This window comes from Streptomyces sp. NPDC053673 (genome assembly GCF_055585225.1).
Window position 1 is genome coordinate 157,377 of the sequence record NZ_JBVJKN010000004.1, and the last position, 20,872, is coordinate 178,248.

At 71.3% G+C, this 20,872-nt stretch carries 18 protein-coding genes and 1 tRNA gene; 12 read left to right on the plus strand and 7 right to left on the minus strand.

The genetic code is table 11. The features are described 5' to 3' along the window. Positions 1–4: 4 nt before the first annotated feature. Both ACZ6ZQ_RS08270 and ACZ6ZQ_RS08275 read right to left on the minus strand, forming a co-directional pair. Positions 5–970, minus strand: a complete 966-nt coding sequence (locus ACZ6ZQ_RS08270) for a pseudouridine synthase (RefSeq protein ID WP_469767767.1) — start codon at positions 968–970, stop codon at positions 5–7. Positions 971–1,038: 68 nt separating this feature from the next. Further along, positions 1,039–1,126: transfer RNA gene (locus ACZ6ZQ_RS08275), tRNA-Leu, on the minus strand. 268 nt (positions 1,127–1,394) lie between these two features. Here ACZ6ZQ_RS08275 and ACZ6ZQ_RS08280 point away from each other — a divergent pair. From ACZ6ZQ_RS08280 to ACZ6ZQ_RS08290, 3 genes are all read left to right on the plus strand, one after another. Next, positions 1,395–2,720 carry a M20/M25/M40 family metallo-hydrolase gene (locus ACZ6ZQ_RS08280; RefSeq protein ID WP_469767768.1) on the plus strand — a complete coding sequence of 442 codons (1,326 nt, stop codon included), beginning with the start codon at positions 1,395–1,397 and terminating at the stop codon, positions 2,718–2,720. Between the two features lie 173 nt (positions 2,721–2,893). After that, entirely contained in the window at positions 2,894–3,127 is a 234-nt protein-coding gene (gene chpH / locus ACZ6ZQ_RS08285; protein WP_469767769.1) for a chaplin ChpH, read from the plus strand. A 134-nt stretch (positions 3,128–3,261) separates the two neighbouring features. Further along, positions 3,262–4,071, plus strand: a complete 810-nt coding sequence (locus tag ACZ6ZQ_RS08290) for a chaplin (protein WP_469767770.1) — start codon at positions 3,262–3,264, stop codon at positions 4,069–4,071. 78 nt (positions 4,072–4,149) lie between these two features. On the opposite strand, the gene ACZ6ZQ_RS08295 is transcribed toward ACZ6ZQ_RS08290, so the two are convergent. Continuing rightward, on the minus strand, positions 4,150–4,338 hold the full coding sequence (locus tag ACZ6ZQ_RS08295; protein WP_137990344.1) for a DUF5703 family protein: 189 nt from the start codon (positions 4,336–4,338) through the stop codon (positions 4,150–4,152). A 47-nt stretch (positions 4,339–4,385) separates the two neighbouring features. Between ACZ6ZQ_RS08295 and ACZ6ZQ_RS08300 the strand changes: the two genes are divergently transcribed. Then, positions 4,386–5,057 (plus strand): hypothetical protein, encoded by a 672-nt coding sequence (locus tag ACZ6ZQ_RS08300; RefSeq protein ID WP_469767771.1) that lies wholly within the window; start codon positions 4,386–4,388, stop codon positions 5,055–5,057. 191 nt (positions 5,058–5,248) lie between these two features. On the opposite strand, the gene ACZ6ZQ_RS08305 is transcribed toward ACZ6ZQ_RS08300, so the two are convergent. Then, positions 5,249–7,555: a helix-hairpin-helix domain-containing protein gene (locus ACZ6ZQ_RS08305; RefSeq protein ID WP_469767772.1), complete on the minus strand. Its 2,307-nt coding sequence runs from the start codon at positions 7,553–7,555 to the stop codon at positions 5,249–5,251. Next, on the minus strand, positions 7,552–8,535 hold the full coding sequence (locus ACZ6ZQ_RS08310) for an aldo/keto reductase (RefSeq protein ID WP_469767773.1): 984 nt from the start codon (positions 8,533–8,535) through the stop codon (positions 7,552–7,554). The genes ACZ6ZQ_RS08305 and ACZ6ZQ_RS08310 overlap by 4 nt, the downstream gene beginning before the upstream one ends. 137 nt (positions 8,536–8,672) lie before the next feature. On the opposite strand from ACZ6ZQ_RS08310, the gene ACZ6ZQ_RS08315 reads away from it, so the two are divergent. Next, complete coding sequence (locus ACZ6ZQ_RS08315) at positions 8,673–9,722, plus strand: LLM class F420-dependent oxidoreductase (RefSeq protein WP_453662447.1); 1,050 nt, start codon at positions 8,673–8,675, stop codon at positions 9,720–9,722. Positions 9,723–9,948: 226 nt separating this feature from the next. Continuing rightward, on the plus strand, positions 9,949–10,758 hold the full coding sequence (locus ACZ6ZQ_RS08320) for a ferritin-like domain-containing protein (RefSeq protein WP_469767774.1): 810 nt from the start codon (positions 9,949–9,951) through the stop codon (positions 10,756–10,758). A gap of 34 nt (positions 10,759–10,792) precedes the next feature. On the opposite strand, the gene corA is transcribed toward ACZ6ZQ_RS08320, so the two are convergent. Further along, complete coding sequence (corA, locus tag ACZ6ZQ_RS08325; protein WP_469767775.1) at positions 10,793–11,776, minus strand: magnesium/cobalt transporter CorA; 984 nt, start codon at positions 11,774–11,776, stop codon at positions 10,793–10,795. 97 nt (positions 11,777–11,873) lie between these two features. Here corA and ACZ6ZQ_RS08330 point away from each other — a divergent pair, with 97 nt between their 5' ends. The 6 genes from ACZ6ZQ_RS08330 to ACZ6ZQ_RS08355 all read left to right on the plus strand — a co-directional run bounded on the left by ACZ6ZQ_RS08330 (position 11,874) and on the right by ACZ6ZQ_RS08355 (position 19,676). Then, positions 11,874–12,560: a histidine phosphatase family protein gene (locus tag ACZ6ZQ_RS08330; RefSeq protein ID WP_469767776.1), complete on the plus strand. Its 687-nt coding sequence runs from the start codon at positions 11,874–11,876 to the stop codon at positions 12,558–12,560. A 64-nt stretch (positions 12,561–12,624) separates the two neighbouring features. Then, complete coding sequence (locus tag ACZ6ZQ_RS08335; protein WP_453662440.1) at positions 12,625–13,215, plus strand: DUF3090 domain-containing protein; 591 nt, start codon at positions 12,625–12,627, stop codon at positions 13,213–13,215. Then, positions 13,179–14,012, plus strand: a complete 834-nt coding sequence (locus ACZ6ZQ_RS08340) for an SCO1664 family protein (RefSeq protein WP_469767777.1) — start codon at positions 13,179–13,181, stop codon at positions 14,010–14,012. Before ACZ6ZQ_RS08335 ends, ACZ6ZQ_RS08340 begins: the two co-directional genes overlap by 37 nt. A gap of 125 nt (positions 14,013–14,137) precedes the next feature. Further along, the gene (mshC, locus tag ACZ6ZQ_RS08345) at positions 14,138–15,367 is read left to right on the plus strand and encodes a cysteine--1-D-myo-inosityl 2-amino-2-deoxy-alpha-D-glucopyranoside ligase (RefSeq protein ID WP_469767778.1); all 1,230 of its coding nucleotides are present in this window, start codon (positions 14,138–14,140) and stop codon (positions 15,365–15,367) included. Between the two features lie 101 nt (positions 15,368–15,468). Then, positions 15,469–18,513, plus strand: coding sequence for an NPCBM/NEW2 domain-containing protein (locus tag ACZ6ZQ_RS08350; protein ID WP_469767779.1), 3,045 nt, complete (start codon positions 15,469–15,471; stop codon positions 18,511–18,513). A gap of 185 nt (positions 18,514–18,698) precedes the next feature. Next, positions 18,699–19,676 carry an SMP-30/gluconolactonase/LRE family protein gene (locus ACZ6ZQ_RS08355; RefSeq protein ID WP_469767780.1) on the plus strand — a complete coding sequence of 326 codons (978 nt, stop codon included), beginning with the start codon at positions 18,699–18,701 and terminating at the stop codon, positions 19,674–19,676. Between the two features lie 59 nt (positions 19,677–19,735). Here the strand turns inward: ACZ6ZQ_RS08355 and ACZ6ZQ_RS08360 are convergent, their stop codons facing one another. Continuing rightward, positions 19,736–20,731: a PAC2 family protein gene (locus ACZ6ZQ_RS08360; protein WP_469767781.1), complete on the minus strand. Its 996-nt coding sequence runs from the start codon at positions 20,729–20,731 to the stop codon at positions 19,736–19,738. Positions 20,732–20,872 lie beyond the last annotated feature (141 nt).

Genomic DNA, 20,872 nt, shown 5'->3' on the forward strand with positions numbered 1-20,872 from the left:
ACGGTCACCACGCCGAAAGTCGCAGCCCGCTCTCGAACCGGCGCTCCCGCCCGTTGAGCGGGTCGGTGAACTCCAGGGCCCACGCGAGCAGTTGCAACGGCCGCCGGTAGTCCTCCGGCCCGTCCGCACGGACCACGGGATACACCGGATCATCGAGGATGGGCAGGCCCAGGGCGTTCATGTGCACCCGCAGCTGATGGGTACGGCCGGTGGCCGGCAGCAGCCGGTACCGGCCGAGGGCCTGTCCTGCGGATCTTGCCGGGCTCGCGTGCCCTGGCACGCCGCGGTGCTCCAGCAGCTCGATCCGGCTCTCGCTGTTCGGCTCGCCCGCCACCTCCCGGGCGGCCTGCACCCCGCGCTCCTTCTCGATCCGGCTGCGCACCGTGACGGGCAGCGCCACGCCGGGGTCGTACGGCGCCACCGCCTCGTACTCCTTGCGCACCCGCCGGTCCCTGAACAGCGTCTGGTACGCGCCGCGGTCCTCGGGCCGTACGACGAACAGCACGAGCCCCGCAGTCAGCCGGTCCAGCCGGTGCGCGGGCTGCAGCTCCGGCAGCTCGAGATCACGGCGCAGCCGGGCCAGCGCGGTCTCGGTGATGTGCCGGCCGCGCGGAGTCGTCGCGAGGAAGTGCGGCTTGTCGGCGATCACCACATGAGCGTCCCGGTACACGATCCCGATCTCGAACGGGACGCGCTGCTCGGCGGCGAAATCCCGGTGGAACCAGAGATACCGCCCGGCCCTGTACGGCTCTTCGGCGGCCACCGGACCGTCCGCCGAGACGAACCGCTCCTCCCGCAGCATGGCATCCACCCGCTCGGCCCCGACCGCCCCCGCGAACCGCCCGACCAGATGATCCCGTACGGTCCGCCAGGTCCCGTCCGGATCGGCGGGCAGCCGGATCCGCACCGGGTCGATCCCGTCGCGCTGCGCCAGCGGTGCCACCGGGGCAGCCCGTCTTCTGCGTCCCACGGCTCGAGCACCCGCCTCCGTACGGCCCCGTAAAAACAAAAAACCCCAGCTGAGCTGGGGTTCGATGCTGGTGTCCGAGGGGGGACTTGAACCCCCACGCCCGATAAAGGGCACTAGCACCTCAAGCTAGCGCGTCTGCCATTCCGCCACCCGGACCAGGTGTCTGTCTTCCGGCCCTGGGCCGTTCCGACGTGGAAAACCATAGCAAACATTCGGAGTGCCCGATCACGCCCCCTGTCCGGCCGCTGTCCGCCCCCTCGCCACCCACTCTCCACCCCCCGTCCGCCTTCTGCCCACTCCCGTGCCCCCGCCCCGCACCTCGTCCCGTTTCGGGCGTGTGTCATCACCCGGGCACCCTTTGGCGCGAGCCGGGGTCGCGGGAGGATGAGGACGGACCACCCGAGCGACAGTGGGAGGAAACAGCGTGAGCGAGTCGCATACCGCCCGGAGCATCTCCGGCGAGGACGAGGTCGTCGACCTCTGTCGCGATCTGATCCGGATCGACACCAGCAACTACGGCGACCACTCCGGCCCGGGGGAGCGGGCGGCCGCCGAGTACGTGGCGGAGAAGCTCGCCGAGGTCGGCCTGGAGCCGAAGATCATCGAGTCCCACCGGGGCCGGGCCTCCACCGTGGCGAGGATCGAGGGCGAGGACCCGAACCGGCCGGCGCTGCTCATCCACGGCCACACCGATGTCGTACCGGCCAACGCCGACGACTGGACCCACCACCCCTTCTCCGGGGAGATCGCCGACAGCTGCGTCTGGGGCCGTGGCGCGGTGGACATGAAGGACATGGACGCGATGACCCTCGCGGTCGTACGGGACCGGCTGCGCAGCGGCCGCAAGCCGCCGCGCGACGTGGTGCTGGCGTTCCTCGCGGACGAGGAGGCCGGCGGCACGTACGGGGCCAGGTATCTGGTCGACAAGCACCCGGGGCTCTTCGAGGGCGTGACCGAGGCGATCAGCGAGGTCGGCGGCTTCTCCTTCACCGTCAACGAGCAGCTGCGGCTCTACCTCGTCGAGACGGCCCAGAAGGGCATGCACTGGATGAAGCTGACCGTGGACGGCAGCGCCGGGCACGGCTCGATGATCCACAAGGACAACGCGATCACCGAGCTTTCCGAGGCCGTGGGACGGCTCGGGCGGCACAAGTTCCCGGTGCGGGTCACCAAGACCCTCCGGCACTTCCTCGACGAACTCGGCGACGCTCTCGGCACCGAGCTCGACCCGGAGAACATGGACGACACGCTCGCCAAGCTCGGTGGCATCGCCAAGCTGATCGGCGCCTCACTGCAGAACACCGCCAACCCGACCCAGCTGGGTGCGGGCTACAAGGTGAACGTCATCCCCGGGCAGGCGACCGCGCACGTCGACGGCCGGTTCCTGCCGGGATACGAGGAGGAGTTCCTCGCCGATCTCGACCGGATCCTGGGGTCCCGGGTCAAGCGCGAGGACGTCCACGCCGACAAGGCGCTGGAGACTTCCTTCGACGGGGCGCTGGTGGATGCGATGCAGACGGCGCTGGTCGCCGAGGACCCGATCGCGCGGGCCGTGCCGTACATGCTGTCCGCCGGCACCGACGCCAAGTCCTTCGACGACCTGGGTATCCGTTGCTTCGGCTTCGCGCCGCTCAAGCTGCCCCCGGAGCTGGACTTCGCGGGCATGTTCCACGGCGTGGACGAGCGGGTTCCGGTGGACGGTCTGAAGTTCGGGGTGCGGGTACTGGACCGTTTCCTCGACGCGAGCTGACGGAGCGGCGGCTGAACCGCTCGATCTGCTGAAACGAAACGCCAGCATTCGTCCACGCGTGCGTATTTGACTGAAAAGAGTGAATGGGACCATAAGCTAGTAGCTCCATTAACCCCTCCTCGTTACAGGTGTGCGGCCCGCGGCAGGGACCGCATTGCCAACAAGGAGGAATAATGATCAAGAAGGTCGTCGCTGCTGCGGCTGCCACTGGTGGTCTGGTTCTCGCGGGTGCGGGCATGGCCGTCGCCGACTCGGGCGCGCAGGGTGCCGCCGTGCACTCCCCGGGTGTGCTGTCGGGCAATGTCGTCCAGGCGCCCATCCACATCCCGGTGAACGTCTGCGGCAACACGGTCTCCGTGATCGGGCTGCTGAACCCCGCCTTCGGCAACGTCTGTGTCAACGACTGACGTTGAGTCTTGCCCCGTGAGGGAGTGACCCCGGCGGCCTCGGAGTGCGCGCCATGCACTCCGGGGCCGCCCGTGTTCCACCCCCGGGCGCGGCGCCCGGGGTATTCCGGAAGTCAGAAGGCAGGAAACCAGCTATGCGACAGGTCGCGCGAAAAGGCCTGATCACCGCGGCGGCCGCGGGCAGCGTGCTCGCCGCCCTCAGTGGTGGCTACGCGCACGCGGACTCGGGCGCCGAGGGGGGCGCGTCGAATTCCCCGGGAGTGCTTTCCGGGAATTCGGTCCAGGCTCCGGTGCATGTGCCGGTCAACATCTGCGGCAACACCGTGAATGTCATCGGTGTACTCAACCCCGCGTTCGGGAACAGCTGCGGCAATACGTCGGACCACGGCGGAGGCGCCCGTGCCGAGGGCGGCACGGCGAACTCTCCCGGAGTCGCCTCCGGCAACAGCGTCCAGGTGCCCGTCGACGTGCCCGTGAACGCGTGCGGGAACAGCGTGACGATCGGCGGTCTCGGCAACGGCGCATTCGGCAACGACTGCGCCAACGGTTCGGACGGGAACCACCCCGGTGAGCCGGGAGAGCCGGGAGAGCCGGGAGAGCCGGGGGAACCTGGTGAGCCCGGTGAGCCGGGGGAACCTGGTGAGCCCGGTGAGCCGGGAGAGCCGGGGGAACCTGGTGAGCCCGGTGAGCCGGGAGAGCCCGGAGAGCCCGGTCAGCCCGGTCAGCCCGGCGAACCTGGCCGGCCCGGCGAACCCGGAGAGCCGACAACGCCGATCGAGCCCTCGGGCCCGAACACGCCGGGTACCAACACCGTCACGCCGCCCAAGGGCAGCGACGAGCTCGCGCAGACCGGTGCCGGTTCGCTCGGACTCGTGATCCCGGCGGGCGCCGGCCTGCTGCTCGGCGGTGTGGTCCTCTACCGAAGGGCCCGCGCCTCCGCGTGATTGAGCCGTGACACAACGGAGCGGGCCCGCAACCGCGGGCCCGCTCCGTCTCTTCGTCACCTCTCGTCCTGCAGGAACTCACCACGTGGCGCGTACCTGACGGATGATGCGACGGCGCAGCCGCACTCTGCGGCTGCCGTCCCGTCGCAGAGTCAGTCGGTCCAACTCCCAGTGTCCGTATTCGGCATGGTCGGTCAGCAGACGGGTGGCCTCCTTGCGGGAGACCCCGCGAGGCACGTACACGTCGACAAATTCGTATTCCGGCATCGCATCTATTGTGCGGGCAGAGGCCCAGTACGGATAGCGTCTGCACTATGTCTGATGCTTCCGCTCCTGCGCAGCCCACGGCTGCCGAGGTTCGCGCCGCCGCCGAGGCGGTCAAAGCCGCGCTGGACCGTCACCTCGAAGCGGTCGAAAGCCGCACGGGAGAGGACGACCCGGCAGTGTTCGCGGCGTTCAATGCGCTTGCCGCCGCGGCCGAGGCGTACGACGAGCGGCTCTACGACCGCTACGACGAAGTAACCCCGTTCGAGATTCCCGGAGCGGACGACTCCCTGCCCCCCTACGCGGGCCCCGACGAGCCGAACGCGCTGAGTGTCCTCATCCGCCGCGACTACGCGGTGGTGGAGCCGCAGCGACTGCTCGCCCAGGCGCAGCGCATCGCCGATCTCGACCGCGACGAGACCGCGGACGAGGCGCATGCGGCGGTGGTCGGCACGAGCGTGCACGCCGCGCTCGGTGTGCTCTTCGGTGAGTTCGAACCGGACGAAATCGCCTCCCGGCACAAGGAGTTCGGTCTGGAGGAGGGCGACTCGACGCTGTGGGTGTCCGCGGCGGAGGAGCTTCCCGAGCCGGGCGAGTGGCTGAGCACCCCGTTCGACCAGGCCGATCCGGAGCACGTCGTCTGCCGCTTCGACGTCAGCTCGGTCTTCGACGAGGAGGATGTGGACGAGGACCGGGACGACCTGGACACCGCGGACAGGTGAAACTTCGGGGCTTACGCCCCGGCCCCCGTGGGCCGGGGGCTGCCCCTCACCGCCCGCAGCCCGTCCCGGCTCGACGGTGGGCGGCGCGCGTACCGAGCCTGAGCCCGTCCGGCGATTGCGGACGGACCCCCGGGCGCCTGCCCGGGCCGGGGAACGGCACGCTTTCGCGGCCGAGAACCCCGGCCAAGGGCTCACCCGTTCCGGGGCGTGAGGAGCCCTTCGAGCAGGACCCGCAGCCGGGTCGTACGTGCCGGGGCCGGGACCTCCGCGACCGCGCGCGCAAGTGCCTGGTCCACGCCGTGGACCACGGACAGATGGCGCTCGCCGCGGCTGAACGCGGTGTACACCCAGGGGCGGCTCAGGCCCTGCGCAGCGTCACCGGGCAGGACCACGACCGCGGCGGCCCAGCGCATCCCCGCCGCCTGGTGCGCCGTGAGCGCCCAGCCGTGCCGTACCGCCGACTCGACCCGCTCCTTCGGTACGACGACGGGCGTGCCCTCGCAGTCGAGCCGCAGGCCCTCCGCGTCGGCCGAGACCACCGTGCCGTGCAGAGTGCGGCCCGGCGCCGGGACGTAGGCGACCCGGTCGCCCGGATCGAAGCCGCCGAAGCGGCCGGGACCGGGGTTGAGCCGCTGCTTCAGCGCGGCGTTGAGCGCGCGGGTGCCCGCGCCGCCGCCATGGCCGACCGTGATCACCTGGGTCTCCGAGGTCGGCACCCCGATCGCCCGGGGCACCGAGTCCGCGACCAGCTGGACCGTCCGGTGCACCGCCTCGCCCGCGTCCCGCACGGGAACGATGACGACCTCCTTGCCCGGCGCGTCCACCTGCGTCAGCTCACCGATGCCGATGCCGGAGACCAGCTCGCCCAGCGGGCCCAGGTCCGGTGTGCGGGACGCGATCTGCGGGCACACACGGGCGGCCACCACATCGGCGAACACCCGGCCCGCACCCGCCGACCACAGCACACCGGGGTCACCGCTCAGCACCAGGCGACAGCCGTCCGGGAGCGACTCCACGAGCATCGCCGCGGTCTCGACGTCCAGCTGCGGTGCGTCGAGGACGGCGAGCAGATCGAGGGCGAGCGTGCCGTCCTCGTCCCGGCCCGGGCCCTGCACACCCGAGAGGAGCCCCTGCACGGTGACCGCGTCGGTGCCCAGCCTGCGCCGGCCGTTCTCGCTGTGGGCCGCGGCCACCGCGCGCAGCCCGAGGGCGCGGGCCGCCTCGACCAGGGCCGTTGGTTCGGCGCGCGCCGCGTCCCCGCCCGTGTGCAGCACGAGCCCGTGCGCGGCCGCGGCACGGATCAGCTCCGCTGCCGACGGGGAGCCGGCCTTGTCCGCCGCGTCCTCGAAAGACGTCTCCTGGACCGTCTTGACCAGCCGGGCCAGTCCGTCCGCGAGGCTCTCCTCGGCGAGTGCATACCGGTCGAGGCCCAGCAGCACGGGCACGGACCGCTGCTCCTCGGCGGCCTCCTCGCCCTCCTCTGCCTCCTCACCCTGCTCGCGGTCCTCCACACCGTCCTGGAAGACCAGCACGGCCCCCTCACCGATGGCGTGCTCCAGCGCCTCGTCCGGGTCGGGCACGGAACGCTCGGCGAGCGCAGCGCGCACGGAAGAGGACTCCAGCGCCGTGTGCCCCTGGAGCGCGGCGCGCTCCAGCAGCCAGGTCACCAGCGCCGCCGCCCGCCGCGCGTCACCCGGCCCGCACTCCGCGCCGAGCAGTGCCCGGGCGAATCCGTCGGCCTGCTCCGGCCGCACCCCGGGCACGGCCAGCAGGCGCCACGGATCCTCGCGCAGCGCCTCCGCGGCCTGCTCACCGAGCACCCCGGCGACCCGTGTCGCGAGCCCCTCGGGCGCCCCGCCCGTCACCAGCACCTCCAGCACGGCCGCCACGGCCTGCGGGTCGGTCTGCTGCGGGCCGCGCTCCGCCTCCGGCACCCTCGGCCGGGGCGGCGCGGGCACGGAGGACGGCGCCGGCCGCCGAGGCGCGGTCGGCGCGTCGAAGAACGCGGCGCCCGGCTTCTCCCCGCTCTCCACGGCCCGTACCGCGGCCAGCAGATCGGCCGCCGTCCCGCTCAGCTTCCCGCCGGCCGCGATCGGCCCGCCCTTCTCGGCCTTCCGCTGCTCGATGCGCGCCCTCAGCTCCCGCTGCGCGGCAAGCTCGGCCTCCGCCTCGGACACCTCGGCGTCCGCCTGGGATGCCTCGGCTTCCGCCCGGGGCACCTCGGCGCCCTCGCCCGCCTGGCCTGCCGCGTCCGTCGTACCGTCCTCGCCGGTCCCCCCGGCCCCCCGGTCCGACTCCGCCGGCTCGCCCGATGCGCCGTCCGCGCCGCCGGTCTCCCCGTCCGTACGCGTCTCCCGCGCACCGTCGGCCGGACCGGGACCGCCCGTCGCGGTGCCCGGGTCCGCCTGGGCGGGTGCGTCGGAGGCGACGCCCTCGGGGGCCTCGGCGGCGGAGTCGTCGGCCGGGGATCCGGGGGTCGCCCCGGGAAGCGCAGTCACAGCGTGCTCCAGTCCTGATCGGGATAGCGGTGCACGGGCGCCGACACATCGTCGAGCGCCTGGCAGATCTCGTCAGGAAGACTAAGGCTCTCCACTGACAATGCTGCCGTGAGCTGCTGCGCGTTGCGCGCGCCGACGATCGGGGCCACCACTCCGGGACGGTCCCGGACCCATGCGAGCGCCACCTCCAGCGGCGTGGTCGCGAGCCCGTCCGCGGCCGTCGCCACCGCGTCCACGATCCGGCTCGCCGCCTCGTCCAGATACGGCTCCACGAAGGGCGCCAGCTGCTCCGAAGCCCCGCGCGAGTCCGCCGGCGTCCCGTGCCGGTACTTGCCGGTGAGCACGCCACGGCCCAGCGGAGACGAAGGCAGCAGGCCCACGCCGAGGTCCAGCGCCGCGGGCAGCACCTCGCGCTCGACACCGCGCTGCAGCAGTGAGTACTCCATCTGCGTGCTGGCCAGGCGGGTCCGTATGCCCGGGGCCGCGAGCTGCCAGGTCGCCGCCTTCGCGAGCTGCCAGCCGCAGAAGTCCGCCACACCGGCATAGCGCGCCCGGCCACTGCTCACCGCGACGTCCAGCGCCTGGAGGGTTTCCTCCAGCGGGGTGTGCGGATCGAAGCCGTGGACCTGCCACAGGTCCACATGGTCCGTGCCGAGCCGCTCGAGCGACGCGTCCAGCGCCGCCAGCAGATGGCCTCGCGAGCCGTCGAACCGGCGGTCCGGGTCGAGCACGCTGCCCGACTTCGTGGCGATGACCAGATCGCGCCGCGGCACCAGTCGCTCCACCAGCTGCCCCAGCAGATACTCGGCATCCCCGCCGCCGTACACATCCGCCGTGTCGACCAGCGTGCCGCCCGCCTCCCAGAAGGCCTTCAACTGGTCGGCGGCGTCGTGCTCGTCGGTGTCGCGCCCCCACGTCAGGGTGCCGAGCCCGATCCGGGACACACGCAGGCCGGTACGGCCGAGATGCCTCTGCTCCATGGCCGCGAGATTACTGGCCACAGCCCCACCCGGAGCGACCCTGTGGACAACTCGCCCCCGAACCGGCACTGACGGATCCCGGCCGCCCGCGCTAGAGTCCCCGCGAAGGGACGTTACTCATCGGTAAGGGGAGCGGTATGCGGCTCGGCATCAACCTCGGCTACTGGGGCGCGGGGATGGACGGCGACAACCTCGCCGTCGCGCAGGAGGCGGACCGCCTCGGCTACGACGTCTGCTGGGCCGCCGAGGCGTACGGCTCCGACGCCCCGACCGTGCTCGCCTGGGTCGCCGCGCAGACCGAGAGCATCGACGTCGGCTCGGCCATCCTCCAGATCCCCGCCCGCCAGCCCGCGATGACGGCGATGACCGCCGCCACCCTCGACTCGCTCTCCGGCGGCCGCTTCCGCCTCGGCCTCGGCGTCTCGGGCCCGCAGGTCTCCGAGGGCTGGTACGGCGTCAAGTTCGACAAGCCCCTCTCCCGCACCCGCGAGTACGTCGAGATCGTCCGCAAGGCGATGACCCGCGAGCGCCTCTCGTACGAGGGTGAGCACTGGACCCTTCCGCTGCCCGGCGGCCCGGGCAAGCCGATCAAGCTCACCGTCCACCCGCAGCGCGAGCACATCCCGCTGTACATCGCCGCCATCGGTCCCAAGAACCTGGAGCAGACCGGCGAGATCGCCGACGGCGCCCTGCTGATCTTCCCCTCCGCCGACCACCTGGAGGACACCGCGATCCGCCACATCCGCGCGGGCCGCGAGAAGGCCGGGAAGACCATGGACGGATTCGACGTCTGCCCCACCGTGCCGCTCGCCGTCGGCGACGACGTCAAGGCCCTGGCCGACATGTTCCGGCCGTACACCGCGCTGTACGTCGGCGGCATGGGCAGCCGCAAGCAGAACTTCTACAACCAGCTCGCCCAGCGCATGGGCTACGAGAAGGAAGCCGCGGAGATCCAGGACAAGTACCTCTCCGGCGACAAGGACGGCGCCGCCGCCGCCGTACCGCACGAGCTGATCGACTCGACCACCCTGCTCGGCTCCGTCGACCGGATCGCCGAGCGGATGCAGGCGTACGCCGCGGCCGGTGTGACCACCCTGACCCTGGCCCCCGCAGGCTTCACCCTCGACGAGCGGCTCGCCGCCCTGCGGGCCGGCACGGACGCCCTGGAGCGCTCCGGCCTCGCCTGAGAGACATCTGCGGCCGTGGTGGGGGCTCGGGGTCATCCCCGCCACGGCCGTCACGCTGATAACGCGCCACCGCCCCCTCGGTAACGCTCCCCGCGCGCCCTGCCGCACCCTCCCGCCGCCCGCCCCCGGCGCTCTCATTCGGCCGAGTCGTCCGGCGCTGCTGTTGCCGGTCCGTCCGGTCCGCATTTGACTCGTTCTTTGCGGACACCTGACGGAGGTGGCAGTGATGCTCTCGGCCCGGAGCCTTTTCCAGGAAATCCTCGACAACGACGATTCCTACCAGCTCTTCTGTTCGATCGCGGCCAGCGGCGAGACCCAGGGCGGCTGGGAGAACGGCCGGATCGCCGCGCTCGTCCCCGGCACCATGCGGGCCCTCGCCCCGAAGATCACCCGGCACGGTGCCGACGAGGACAAGCACGGCCGCATCTTCAACGGGCTGCTGAAGAAGCGGGGCCTCGACCCGGTCGAGGTCCCGCCCGAGACCGACTACACGATGCTGCTGGAGCGCCGGGGCATCGGCCTCGCCCACGACAAGCTGCGCCGCGACGAGCCGCTCACCGAGCACGACATCCTCGTCTACCTCTCGCACAGCCGGGTCACCGAGCAGCGCGCCGCCGACCAGATGGACATGCTGGTGAAGCACTTCGGCGAGCACCCCGAGGTCGGCAAGGCCATCACACAGATCTGTCACGACGAGGGCAACCACCTGGCGTACTGCCACGAGGAGTTGCTCCGCCTCGCCTACGCCGGCAACGGCCGCGCCGTCCAGAGCACCCTGCGCGAGTGCGCCCTCACCGAGATCGCGATCTACCGGGACGTCAGCCTCGCCGTCATGTCCCACATGGCCAGGCTGCTCAACTGGCCCAGGCCCAAGTCCGCCGTGCTGGCCGCCGGTATCCACGCCATGTACGCGTACGAGCGCGCAGGCGGCTGGCGGCGCATGGTCACTCTGACGATGCCCGAGCGGCGCGACGCTCTGGGAGCCCCTCCGCCGGAGGCAGGGGGAGGTCCGGCGACCACGGCCACCGCCGTCTGAGGCACCGCAGCATCGTTTCAGACACCGGCCCGGATCACAGCCAGCCGCGGCGCTTGAACTGCCGGTGCAGCCCGAGCACCACCGCGGCCATCGCCAGGATCAGCGCCGGGTACGTCCACGCCCAGTGCAGCTCGGGCATGTGGTCGAAGTTCATGCCGTAGATCCCGGCGACCATGGTGGGGACGGCGATCATGGCCGCCCATGCGGAGATCTTCCGCACGTCGTCGTTCTGCTGCACGCCCATCTGCGCGAGATGCGCGGACAGGATGTCCGAGAGCAGCCTGTCGAGGCCCTCCACCTGTTCGTTGACGCGTGTCAGATGGTCGTTGACATCCCGGAAGAACGGCTGCGAGTGCTCATGCACGAAGGGCACGGCCGCCCCCGCGAGCCGGGCCATCGGCGACGCCAGAGGCACGGTGGCCCGGCGGAACTCCAGCACCTGCCGCTTGAAGTTGTAGATCTTGGCGGCAGTGTTCCGGGTGTCCCCTCTCATGGGCGCGAAGACCTCCGCCTCCATCCCCTCCAGATCCAGCTGGAGCTCGCCGGCGACCTCGATGTAGTGGTCGACGATGGCGTCGCTGACGGCGTACAGGACCGCCGTCGGGCCGTGCTTGAGCACGTTCGGATCGGCCTCCAGCCGCACCCGTACCGCATGCAGTGGCGCGCTCTCCCCGTGCCGGACCGTCACCACGAACGAGTCACCGATGAAGACCATCACCTCGTCGGCGGAGACCGTGTCGCTCTCCGCGTCGTACGCCACCGGCTTGAGGACCATGAACAGGGAGTCGTCGTACACCTCGAGCTTGGGCCGCTGATGGGCCGTGAGCGCGTCCTCGACCGCCAGCGGGTGCAGCCCGAACTCGCTGCTGACGCGGTCGAACTCGTCCTGGGTCGGTTCGTACAGCCCGATCCACAGAAAGGCGTCCCCGGTCGCGCGGGCCTCGTCGAGCGCGTCGGAGAAGTCGTCGGGACCCTTTGTACGGCGGCCCTCCCGGTAGATGGCGTAGTCGACGATCACGGGCGCATTCTTCCGCGCCCGTGGTCCGGCCGCATCCCCACGGCGGGGAGCTGCCTCGGCGTATGCGGCCGGCAGGACACCGCCTAGGCTGGCCGCCATGGCCACGTTGATCCTCGTACGCCACGGACGGTCCACCGCCAACACCGCGGGGGTGCTCGCGGGCTGGACGCCCGGCGTCGTCCTCGACGACCGCGGCGCGGCGCAGGCCGCCGCGCTGCCCGGACGGCTGGCGGACGTGCAGCTCGCCGCCGCCGTCACCAGCCCCCTGGAGCGCTGCCGGGAGACCCTGCGGCCGCTGCTCGACGCACGGCCGGAACTGCCGCTGCACACCGACGAACGGATCGGCGAGTGCCACTACGGCGACTGGTCCGGCCGCAAGCTCGCCGAACTTGCCGACGAACCGCTGATGAAGATCGTGCAGCAGCACCCCTCCGCCGCGGCGTTCCCCGGCGGCGAGTCGATGCGCGCCATGCAGACGCGGGCCGTCGAGGCCGTACGGGACTGGAACGCGCGCATCGAGGAGGAGCACGGCGAGGACGCCGTGTATCTGATGTGCTCGCACGGCGACATCATCAAGTCGGTGGTGGCCGACGCCCTGGGCATGCACCTCGACCTCTTCCAGCGGCTCCACGTCGAGCCGTGTTCCGTGACGGCGATCCGCTACACCCCGCTCCGCCCCTTCCTGCTGCGGCTGGGGGACACCGGCGACCTCGGCGCGTTCAAGTCGCGGGAGAACGGCAAGGACGGGTCCGCGGTGGTCGGCGGCGGCGCGGGCGCACCGTGATCGATCCGCGCAGTAGGGTGGACGGGCCGAAACGACCCCACCACTGATCCAAGGGAGACAGGACGTGTCCCGTCAGGTGTACCTCTACGACCCACCGGAGCGGTTCGTCGCCGGTACGGTCGGGCTGCCTGGACGCCGTACGTTCTTCCTGCAGGCTTCCGCAGGGGGGCGGGTGACCAGTGTGGCCCTGGAGAAGACCCAGGTGGCCGCGCTCGCCGAGCGGATCGACGAACTGCTCGACGAGGTCGTGCGGCGCACCGGGGGCAACGCCCCGGTGCCTGCCATGGCGCCCGCGGACATCGCCGACACCGCGCCGCTCGACGTGCCGGTGGAGGAGGAGTTCCGGGTCGGCACGATGGCGCTGGCCTGGGACGGCGAGGAACAGCGCATGATCGTCGAGGCGCAGGCGCTCGTCGAGCTGGACGCGGACTCCGAGGAGGACCTCGCGGAGGCCGAGGAACGGCTGCTGCAGGACGAGGAGAACGGTCCGCCGATGCTGCGCGTCCGGCTGACCGGCGCGCAGGCGAGGGCCTTCGCCAAGCGTGCCCTGGACGTCGTGAACGCGGGGCGGCCGCCGTGCCCCCTGTGCAGCCTGCCGCTCGACCCGGAGGGACATGTATGTCCGCGCCAGAACGGATACCGCCGCGGAGCGTGACCGCGCTCGACCCGGCGCTCGACCTGCTCACCAATGGTGAGCTGACCGTTCGCGGCCGGGTCCGCGAGGCGTCCAACGCGGTGCTGTACTGCTCCGTCGCGTACGACGGAGAGGAAGCGCACTGCGTGTACAAGCCGGTCGCGGGGGAGCGGCCGCTGTGGGACTTCCCCGACGGAACGCTGGCGCAGCGCGAGGTGGCGGCGTACGAGCTGTCCGAGGCGACCGGCTGGGGGCTGGTGCCTCCGACCGTCCTGCGGGACGGGCCCTACGGAGAGGGCATGGTCCAGCTCTGGATCGAAGCGGACCCTTCGGCACCCTCCCTGCTGGCACTGGTGGAGGACGACGAGCCGGGGGACGGCTGGAAGGCGGTCGCCCTGGCGGAGGTCGGGGAGGGGCGGACGGCGCTCCTCGTGCACGCCGACGACCCGCGGCTGCGGAGACTGGCCGTACTGGACGCGGTGATCAACAACGGTGACCGCAAGGGCGGGCACCTGCTGCCGACGGCGGACGGACGTCTCTACGCGATCGACCACGGCGTGACGTTCAACGTGGACGACAAGCTCCGGACGCTGCTGTGGGGATGGGCGGGTGAGCCGCTGCTCCCCGAGGCCGTCGAGGTCCTCGGGATGCTCGCCGCCTCCCTCGCCGAGGACGGCCCTCTGGCCGCACGCCTCGCGGCACTCCTCACTCCGGCAGAGGTGGACGCCGTCCGCTCCCGGGTCGCGGCGCTGCGTGAGACGTCCCACCATCCGGAGCCCTCGGGCAGCTGGCCCGCGATCCCGTGGCCCCCGGTCTAGGCACCCCAGGAGCGTCGCCACAGGGCGCCTTACGACCACGCCGGTCATACGCGCAAGAGGGCCGAACCAGCCAAGAGGAGCCATCCGGTTCGTATCCGGAACGCGCATCCGGTTACGCTCATGACATGCATGCCTGGCCCGCTTCTGAGGTCCCCGCCCTGCCCGGCACGGGCCGCGACCTCCGGATCCACGACACCGCGACCGGCGGCCTCGTCACCATCGACCCCGGTCCCGTCGCCCGTATCTACGTCTGCGGCATCACCCCGTACGACGCGACCCACCTGGGTCACGCGGCGACCTACAACGCGTTCGACCTCGTGCAGCGCGTGTGGCTCGACACCAAGCGGCAGGTTCACTACGTCCAGAACGTGACCGACGTGGATGATCCGCTCCTGGAGCGTGCCCTCCGCGACGGACAGGACTGGACCGAGCTCGCGGAGCGCGAGACCACACTGTTCCGCGAGGACATGACCGCCCTGCGGATGCTTCCCCCGCAGCACTACATCGGCGCCGTCGAGGCCATACCGGGAATCGTTCCGCTCGTCGAGCGGCTGCGTGACGCCGGCGCCGCGTACGAGCTCGACGGGGACGTGTACTTCTCCGTGGAGGTCGACCCGCACTTCGGCCAGGTGTCGCACTACGACGCCGACCTGATGCGCGCCCTCTCCGCCGAGCGGGGCGGCGACCCCGACCGCCCCGGAAAGAAGAACCCGCTCGACCCCATGCTCTGGATGGCCGCCCGCCCGGGCGAGCCGAGCTGGGACGGTGGCACCCTCGGCCCCGGCCGGCCCGGCTGGCACATCGAGTGCGTGGCCATCGCCCTCGACCACCTCGGCATGGGCTTCGACGTCCAGGGCGGCGGCTCCGATCTCGCCTTCCCGCACCACGAGATGGGCGCCTCGCACGCCCAGGCCCTCACCGGCGAGTACCCGTTCGCCAAGGCCTATGTGCACGCCGGGATGGTCGCCCTGCACGGCGAGAAGATGTCCAAGTCGAAGGGCAACCTGGTCTTCGTCTCCACGCTGCGCCGCGAGGGCGTCGACCCGGCCGCCATCCGGCTGGCGCTGCTCTCGCACCACTACCGCGCCGACTGGGAGTGGACCGACCAGGTCCTGCAGGACGCCGTGGCCCGCCTCGACCGCTGGCGCGCCGCGGTGTCCCGTCCTGACGGGCCGTCCGCCGACGCCCTCGTCGAGGAGATCCGCGACGCCCTGGCGAACGACCTGGACGCCCCCGCCGCGCTGGCCGCCGTCGACCGCTGGGCCGAGCGCCAGCAGGCCGAAGGCGGCACGGACGAGAGCGCACCCGGTCTGGTGTCGCGTGCCGTGGACGCCCTGTTGGGCGTCGCCCTGTAGTCCTCTCCCTTTCCGAAACCCGCCCCCGGACTCGACCCGAGTCCGGGGGCGGGTCTGTTTTGTCCATGGTCACATGCTCGTTTCTGCGCTAAGTACGCCCTATGCAATCACCAATACGCATCAGAGCGGCGGTGGCCGGAGCCCTGCTCGGTCTCCTCGCGGTGTTCGCGGGACCGGGAAGCGCCCAGGCCGACCCCGCCCCGACCACCGTCGGGGACGTCACCGGCTTCACCGCCGAAGGACCCGTCTACCGACTGACCGCCGGGCAGGCCGAGGCCCGGGTCAGCTTCGTCTCCGCGGCGACCTTCCGCCTCGAACTCGCCCCGGACGGCAGGTTCACCGACCCCACCGGTACCGACATCGTCCTGCCGCAGGGCAAACCGCCAGCGACCCGCTGGACGGACCGCGGCGACCGCTACGAACTCAGCACGTCACAGGTGACATTGCGCGCCTACAAGTCGCCGCTGCGCTTCGCGCTCCACCGCGCCGACGGCACCCAGCTCTGGGCCGAGACCAAGGGCCTGACCTGGACCGGCACGACCACCACCCAGAGCCTCGCCCGCGGCGCCGACGAGCAGTACTACGGCGCCGGCATGCAGAACGGCCGCGGCAACACCTCCCACCGCGGCAAGACCGTAGAGGTCGGCGTCGACTACAACTGGAACGACGGCGGCCACCCCAACTCCGTCCCGTTCTACCTCTCCTCGGCCGGCTACGGCGTCTACCGCAACACCTACGCGCCCAACACGTATGTCTTCGGCGAGCCGGTGACCACCACCGCCAAGGAACAGCGCTTCGACGCCTACTACTTCGCCGGGCCGAGCGCCAAGGACGTCATCGGGCAGTACACCCGGCTCACCGGAAAGCCCTTCATGCCGCCCGTCTACGGCCTGGAGATCGGCGACGCCGACTGCTATCTCCACAACGCCAACCGCGGTGAACGGCACACCCTGGACGCGCTCAAGGTCGCCGACGGCTACGTCGAGCACGACATGCCCAACGGCTGGATGCTCGTCAACGACGGCTACGGCTGCGGCTACGAGAACCTCGCCGAGACCGCCCAGGGCCTCCAGCAGCGCAAGATGCAGCTCGGCCTGTGGACCGAGGACGGCCTCGACAAGCTCGCCGACCAGGTGAAGGCCGGCCAGCGCGTCGCCAAGCTCGATGTCGCCTGGGTCGGCGCGGGCTACAAGTTCGCCCTCGACGGCTGCAAGGACGCCCACGCCGGCATCGAGGCGAACAGCGACGCCCGCGGCTTCACCTGGGCGCCCGAGAGCTGGTCCGGAGCCCAGCGCTGCGGCGTCCAGTGGTCCGGCGACCAGTCCGGCACCTGGGAGTACATCCGCTGGCAGATCCCGACCTACGCGGGCGCGTCCATGTCCGGCCTCGCGTACACGACGGGCGACGTGGACGGCATCTTCGGCGGCAGCCCCAAGACGTACACCCGCGATCTGCAGTGGAAGATGTTCCTCCCGGTCACGATGACCATGGACGGCTGGGCCGCCAGCGACAAGCAGCCCTTCCGTTACGGCGAGCCGTACACGTCCGTCAACCGCGACTACCTCAAGCTCCACGAGTCCCTGCTGCCGTACATCTACTCGCACGCCCATGAGGCGACGAAGACCGGCGTCGGCCTCGCCCGCCCGCTCGTGCTGGAGTACCCGGACGATCCCAAGGCGGCGACGGACGCCGCGAAGTACGAGTTCCTCAGCGGCAAGGACTTCCTCGTCGCACCCGTCTACCAGGACGCCGTGCAGCGCGACGGCATCTATCTGCCCAAGGGAACCTGGACCGACTACTGGAGCGGACGGACCTACGAAGGCCCGGTCACCGTCGACAACTACAGCGCCCCGCTCGACACGCTCCCGCTGTTCGTCCGTGCCGGCGCCACCGTCCCCATGTGGCCCGGCGGCATCCGCTCGTACGCCGACCGCACCGCGGACTCCCCGCTGGCCTGGGACATCTACCCGCAGGGCACGTCGTCCTTCACTCTCTACGAGGACGACGGAGTGACGCGCGAACACCGGGCCGGCAAGTACGCCACCCAGCGCGCCGACGTCGAGGCCCCGAGCCGCGGCGCGGGCGATGTGAGCGTGCGGATCGGCCCGAGCAAGGGCTCTTTCACGGGCAAACAGACGGCGCGGCCGTACCATTTCACCTTGCACACCGGTGACGCACCGAGCGCCGTCGAACTCGACGGCCGCACGCTGCCCCGGCTCTCCTCCAGGGCGGCGTACGAGGCGGCGAGCCACGGCTGGTGGTACGACCAGGACGACCGTGGCGGTGTGGTCGAGGTCAAGACCGCTGCCCTGCGCACCGACCGCGGCTTCGAGCTGGAACTCAAGAACACCGCGGCGGTAGGCGGCGCCGTCCCGGGAGCCGCGGCCGTCGTCGCCGCGCCCGGGGGACAGGAACTGGGCGCCGGTACGCCGGGCACGGTCGCCGTCGACGTCACCGCGGGCAGCCGCGACGCGACGGGGGTGTCCGTCTCGCTGGACGCCCCGGCGGGCTGGCAGATGACACCGGCCGCGACCGTGGACCGCATCCCCGCGGGGACCACGAAGCGCGTCGAGGTCGCGGTCACCCCCGCCAAGGACGCCAAGCCCGGCGAGGCGACGCTCACGGCGACCGCCCGCTACCGGTCCGCCGGTGAATCCCGTACCGCCGTCCAGCGGTTCGCGGCCGGAGTGATGCCGGAGCCACCGGCCGGCGACGTCTGGGCGAGCGATCTGGTCTGGCTGAAGTCCACCAACGGATGGGGTCCGCCCGAACGGGACCGCAGCAATGGCGAATCAGGTGCGAGCGACGGACATCCGCTCACCCTCGCCGGACAGACGTACGAGAAGGGGATCGGGGCACACGCCGACTCCGACATCGAGGTCTACCTCGGCGGCCGCTGCACCGCGTTCACCGCTGACGTGGGCATCGACGACGAGATCAACGGCTACGGCGAAGTGGCCTTCTCGGTCGAGGCGGACGGCAAGGTGCTGTGGACCTCGCCCAAGCTGAGCGGCGCGTCCGCGACCGTACCGGCCGAGGTCGACGTGACGGGGGCACGGCACGTCCATCTCAAGGTCACCGACACCAACGGATCCAAGAGCGGTGATCATGCGGACTGGGCGGCCGCCCGCTTCCGCTGCGGCTGACTGTTCGTACGGCGGCTGACGGCCGGTACGGGGCGTACGTCGGCTGACAGCTCGTCAACACCCGGTGCCGGGCGGGCCCGTGCCCGTCCGGCACCCTCTCCTCCGCTTCATGATTCGCGGTACGAGGGTGCCCGGTGTGTGGTGAGGTATCAGCATCTGTCGATCATTTGTTGGAAGGACGCGCAGTGGAACGTTCCTTCGCACGCAGAAAGGTTCTCGGCGCGGCCGCCGCCCTCGGCACGGCCGCGCTCCTGGGACCGTTGACCGGGCCGGCTCACGCGGCGGACGGATCCGCCGCCGGCGGTGAACTCTGGCCCACCCGCTTACTCCTGCCCAACGGATTCGCCCCCGAGGGCATCGCCATCGGACGCAGCCCTTACGCCTACTTCGGTTCCCTCGTCAACGGCGATGTGTACCGGGCGAGCCTGGCCACCGGCCGTGGCCGGGTCATCAGCAAGGGGCTCGGCGCCGGACACATGACCGTCGGGCTGAAGATCGACCGGCACGAGCGGCGGCTGTTCCTCTCCGGCGGCTACAGCCGCGAGATCAGGGTCGCCGACGCCCACACCGGGGAGCTGGTCAGGAACTTCACCGTCGGCGCGCCCAGCACCATGGTGAACGACGTCATCCTCACCCCGGGCGCGGCCTGGTTCACGGACTCCTTCCAACCCCAGCTCTACCGGCTGTCGTTGGACCGGCACGGCGAACCGGGCCGCGAGGTGGCGACCGTACCGCTGAGCGGAGACTGGGCGCAGGGCCCGGACTTCACGGCCAACGGCATCGAGCGGACGCCCGACGGGTGCGCCCTGCTGGTGGTGAACACCGTGGTGGACGGCGGCTCGCTGATGCGCGTCGACCCGCACACGGCCGTCGCCCGCAAGGTCGACCTCGGAGACCTCAGGATCCCGTTCGGGGACGGCATTCTGCTGCTCGGCAGGGTCCTGTACATCGTGCAGCAGCAGCTGAACCAGATCGATGTGGTCCGGCTGAACGAGTCGGGCACCAGGGGCAGGGCGATCGCCCGGATCACCGACCCGGAGCGCTTCCGGATCCCGACGACGGCCGCGGCCTGGGGCGACCGGATCTATCTGCCGAACGCCCGCTTCGACGTGGAGCCGGCGCCCGGCGTCGAGTACGACGTGGTGGCGGTCGACCAGGTGTGATCGCGTGAACGGCAGAGCGGGGTGGTGCCGGTGCGGCACCACCCCGCTCGTCGCCCCGCTCACTCCTCGGACGTGTCCGTGGAGTCCGAGTCGTCCTCGGGCCCCGGCTCCGTCCTCGGTGGCTTCGGCGGCCGCGTCCGTCCGCTGGAGGTGTCCCGCAGGTACGAGCCGTCCCCGCTCTCTGTGGCATGACCGCCCGGCGCCTGGCCGGGGCCTCCGTCCCGCCGCCGCAGATACCGCTCGAACTCGCGGGCGATGGCCTCGCCGGACGCCTCGGGAAGTTCCGCGGTGTCCCGCGCCTCCTCCAGCGTCTGCACGTACTCGGCCACCTCGCTGTCCTCGGAGGCCAGTTGGTCCACCCCGAGCTGCCAGGCCCGCGCGTCCTCGGGCAGCTCGCCCAGCGGGATACGGAGGTCGATGAGGTCCTCCAGCCGGTTCAGCAGCGCCAGCGTCGCCTTCGGATTGGGCGGTTGTGACACATAGTGCGGCACCGCGGCCCACAGCGACACGGCCGGCACCCCGGCGTGCGTGCACGCCTCCTGGAGAATGCCGACGATGCCCGTGGGGCCCTCGTAACGGGTCTCCTCCAGGTCCATGGTCCGCGCCAGGTCCGGATCCGAGGTGACACCGCTGACGGGCACCGGGCGGGTGTGCGGGGTGTCGCCGAGCAGCGCGCCCAGGATCACCACCATCTCGACGCCCAGCTCATGGGCGAAGCCGAGCAGCTCGTTGCAGAACGAGCGCCAGCGCATGGACGGCTCGATCCCGCGGACCAGCACCAGGTCGCGGGGCTTCTCGCCACCGACCCGGACCACGGAGAGCCGGGTCGTGGGCCAGGTGATCTTCCGTACCCCGCCGTCCAGCCAAACCGTGGGCCGGTTGACCTGGAAGTCGTAGTAGTCCTCGGCGTCGAGCGCCGCGAACACCTCGCCCTTCCATTCCCGGTCCAGATGCGCGACAGCGGTGGAGGCGGCGTCACCCGCGTCGTTCCAGCCCTCGAACGCGGCCACCATGACCGGGTCGATCAGCTCGGGAACCCCCTCGAGCTCGATCACCCAGGCCTCCTTCCGACGTTCCCTTTCGTACGCCCCAACCTTACGGCTTCGCAGGTGCCCGCCCGCAGCCCCTGTGCACGGCCGGGTGAACTTCCATACGGCAGGGGCATAGGTCAGAGGAATCCGCCGCCGCCGTCGTCC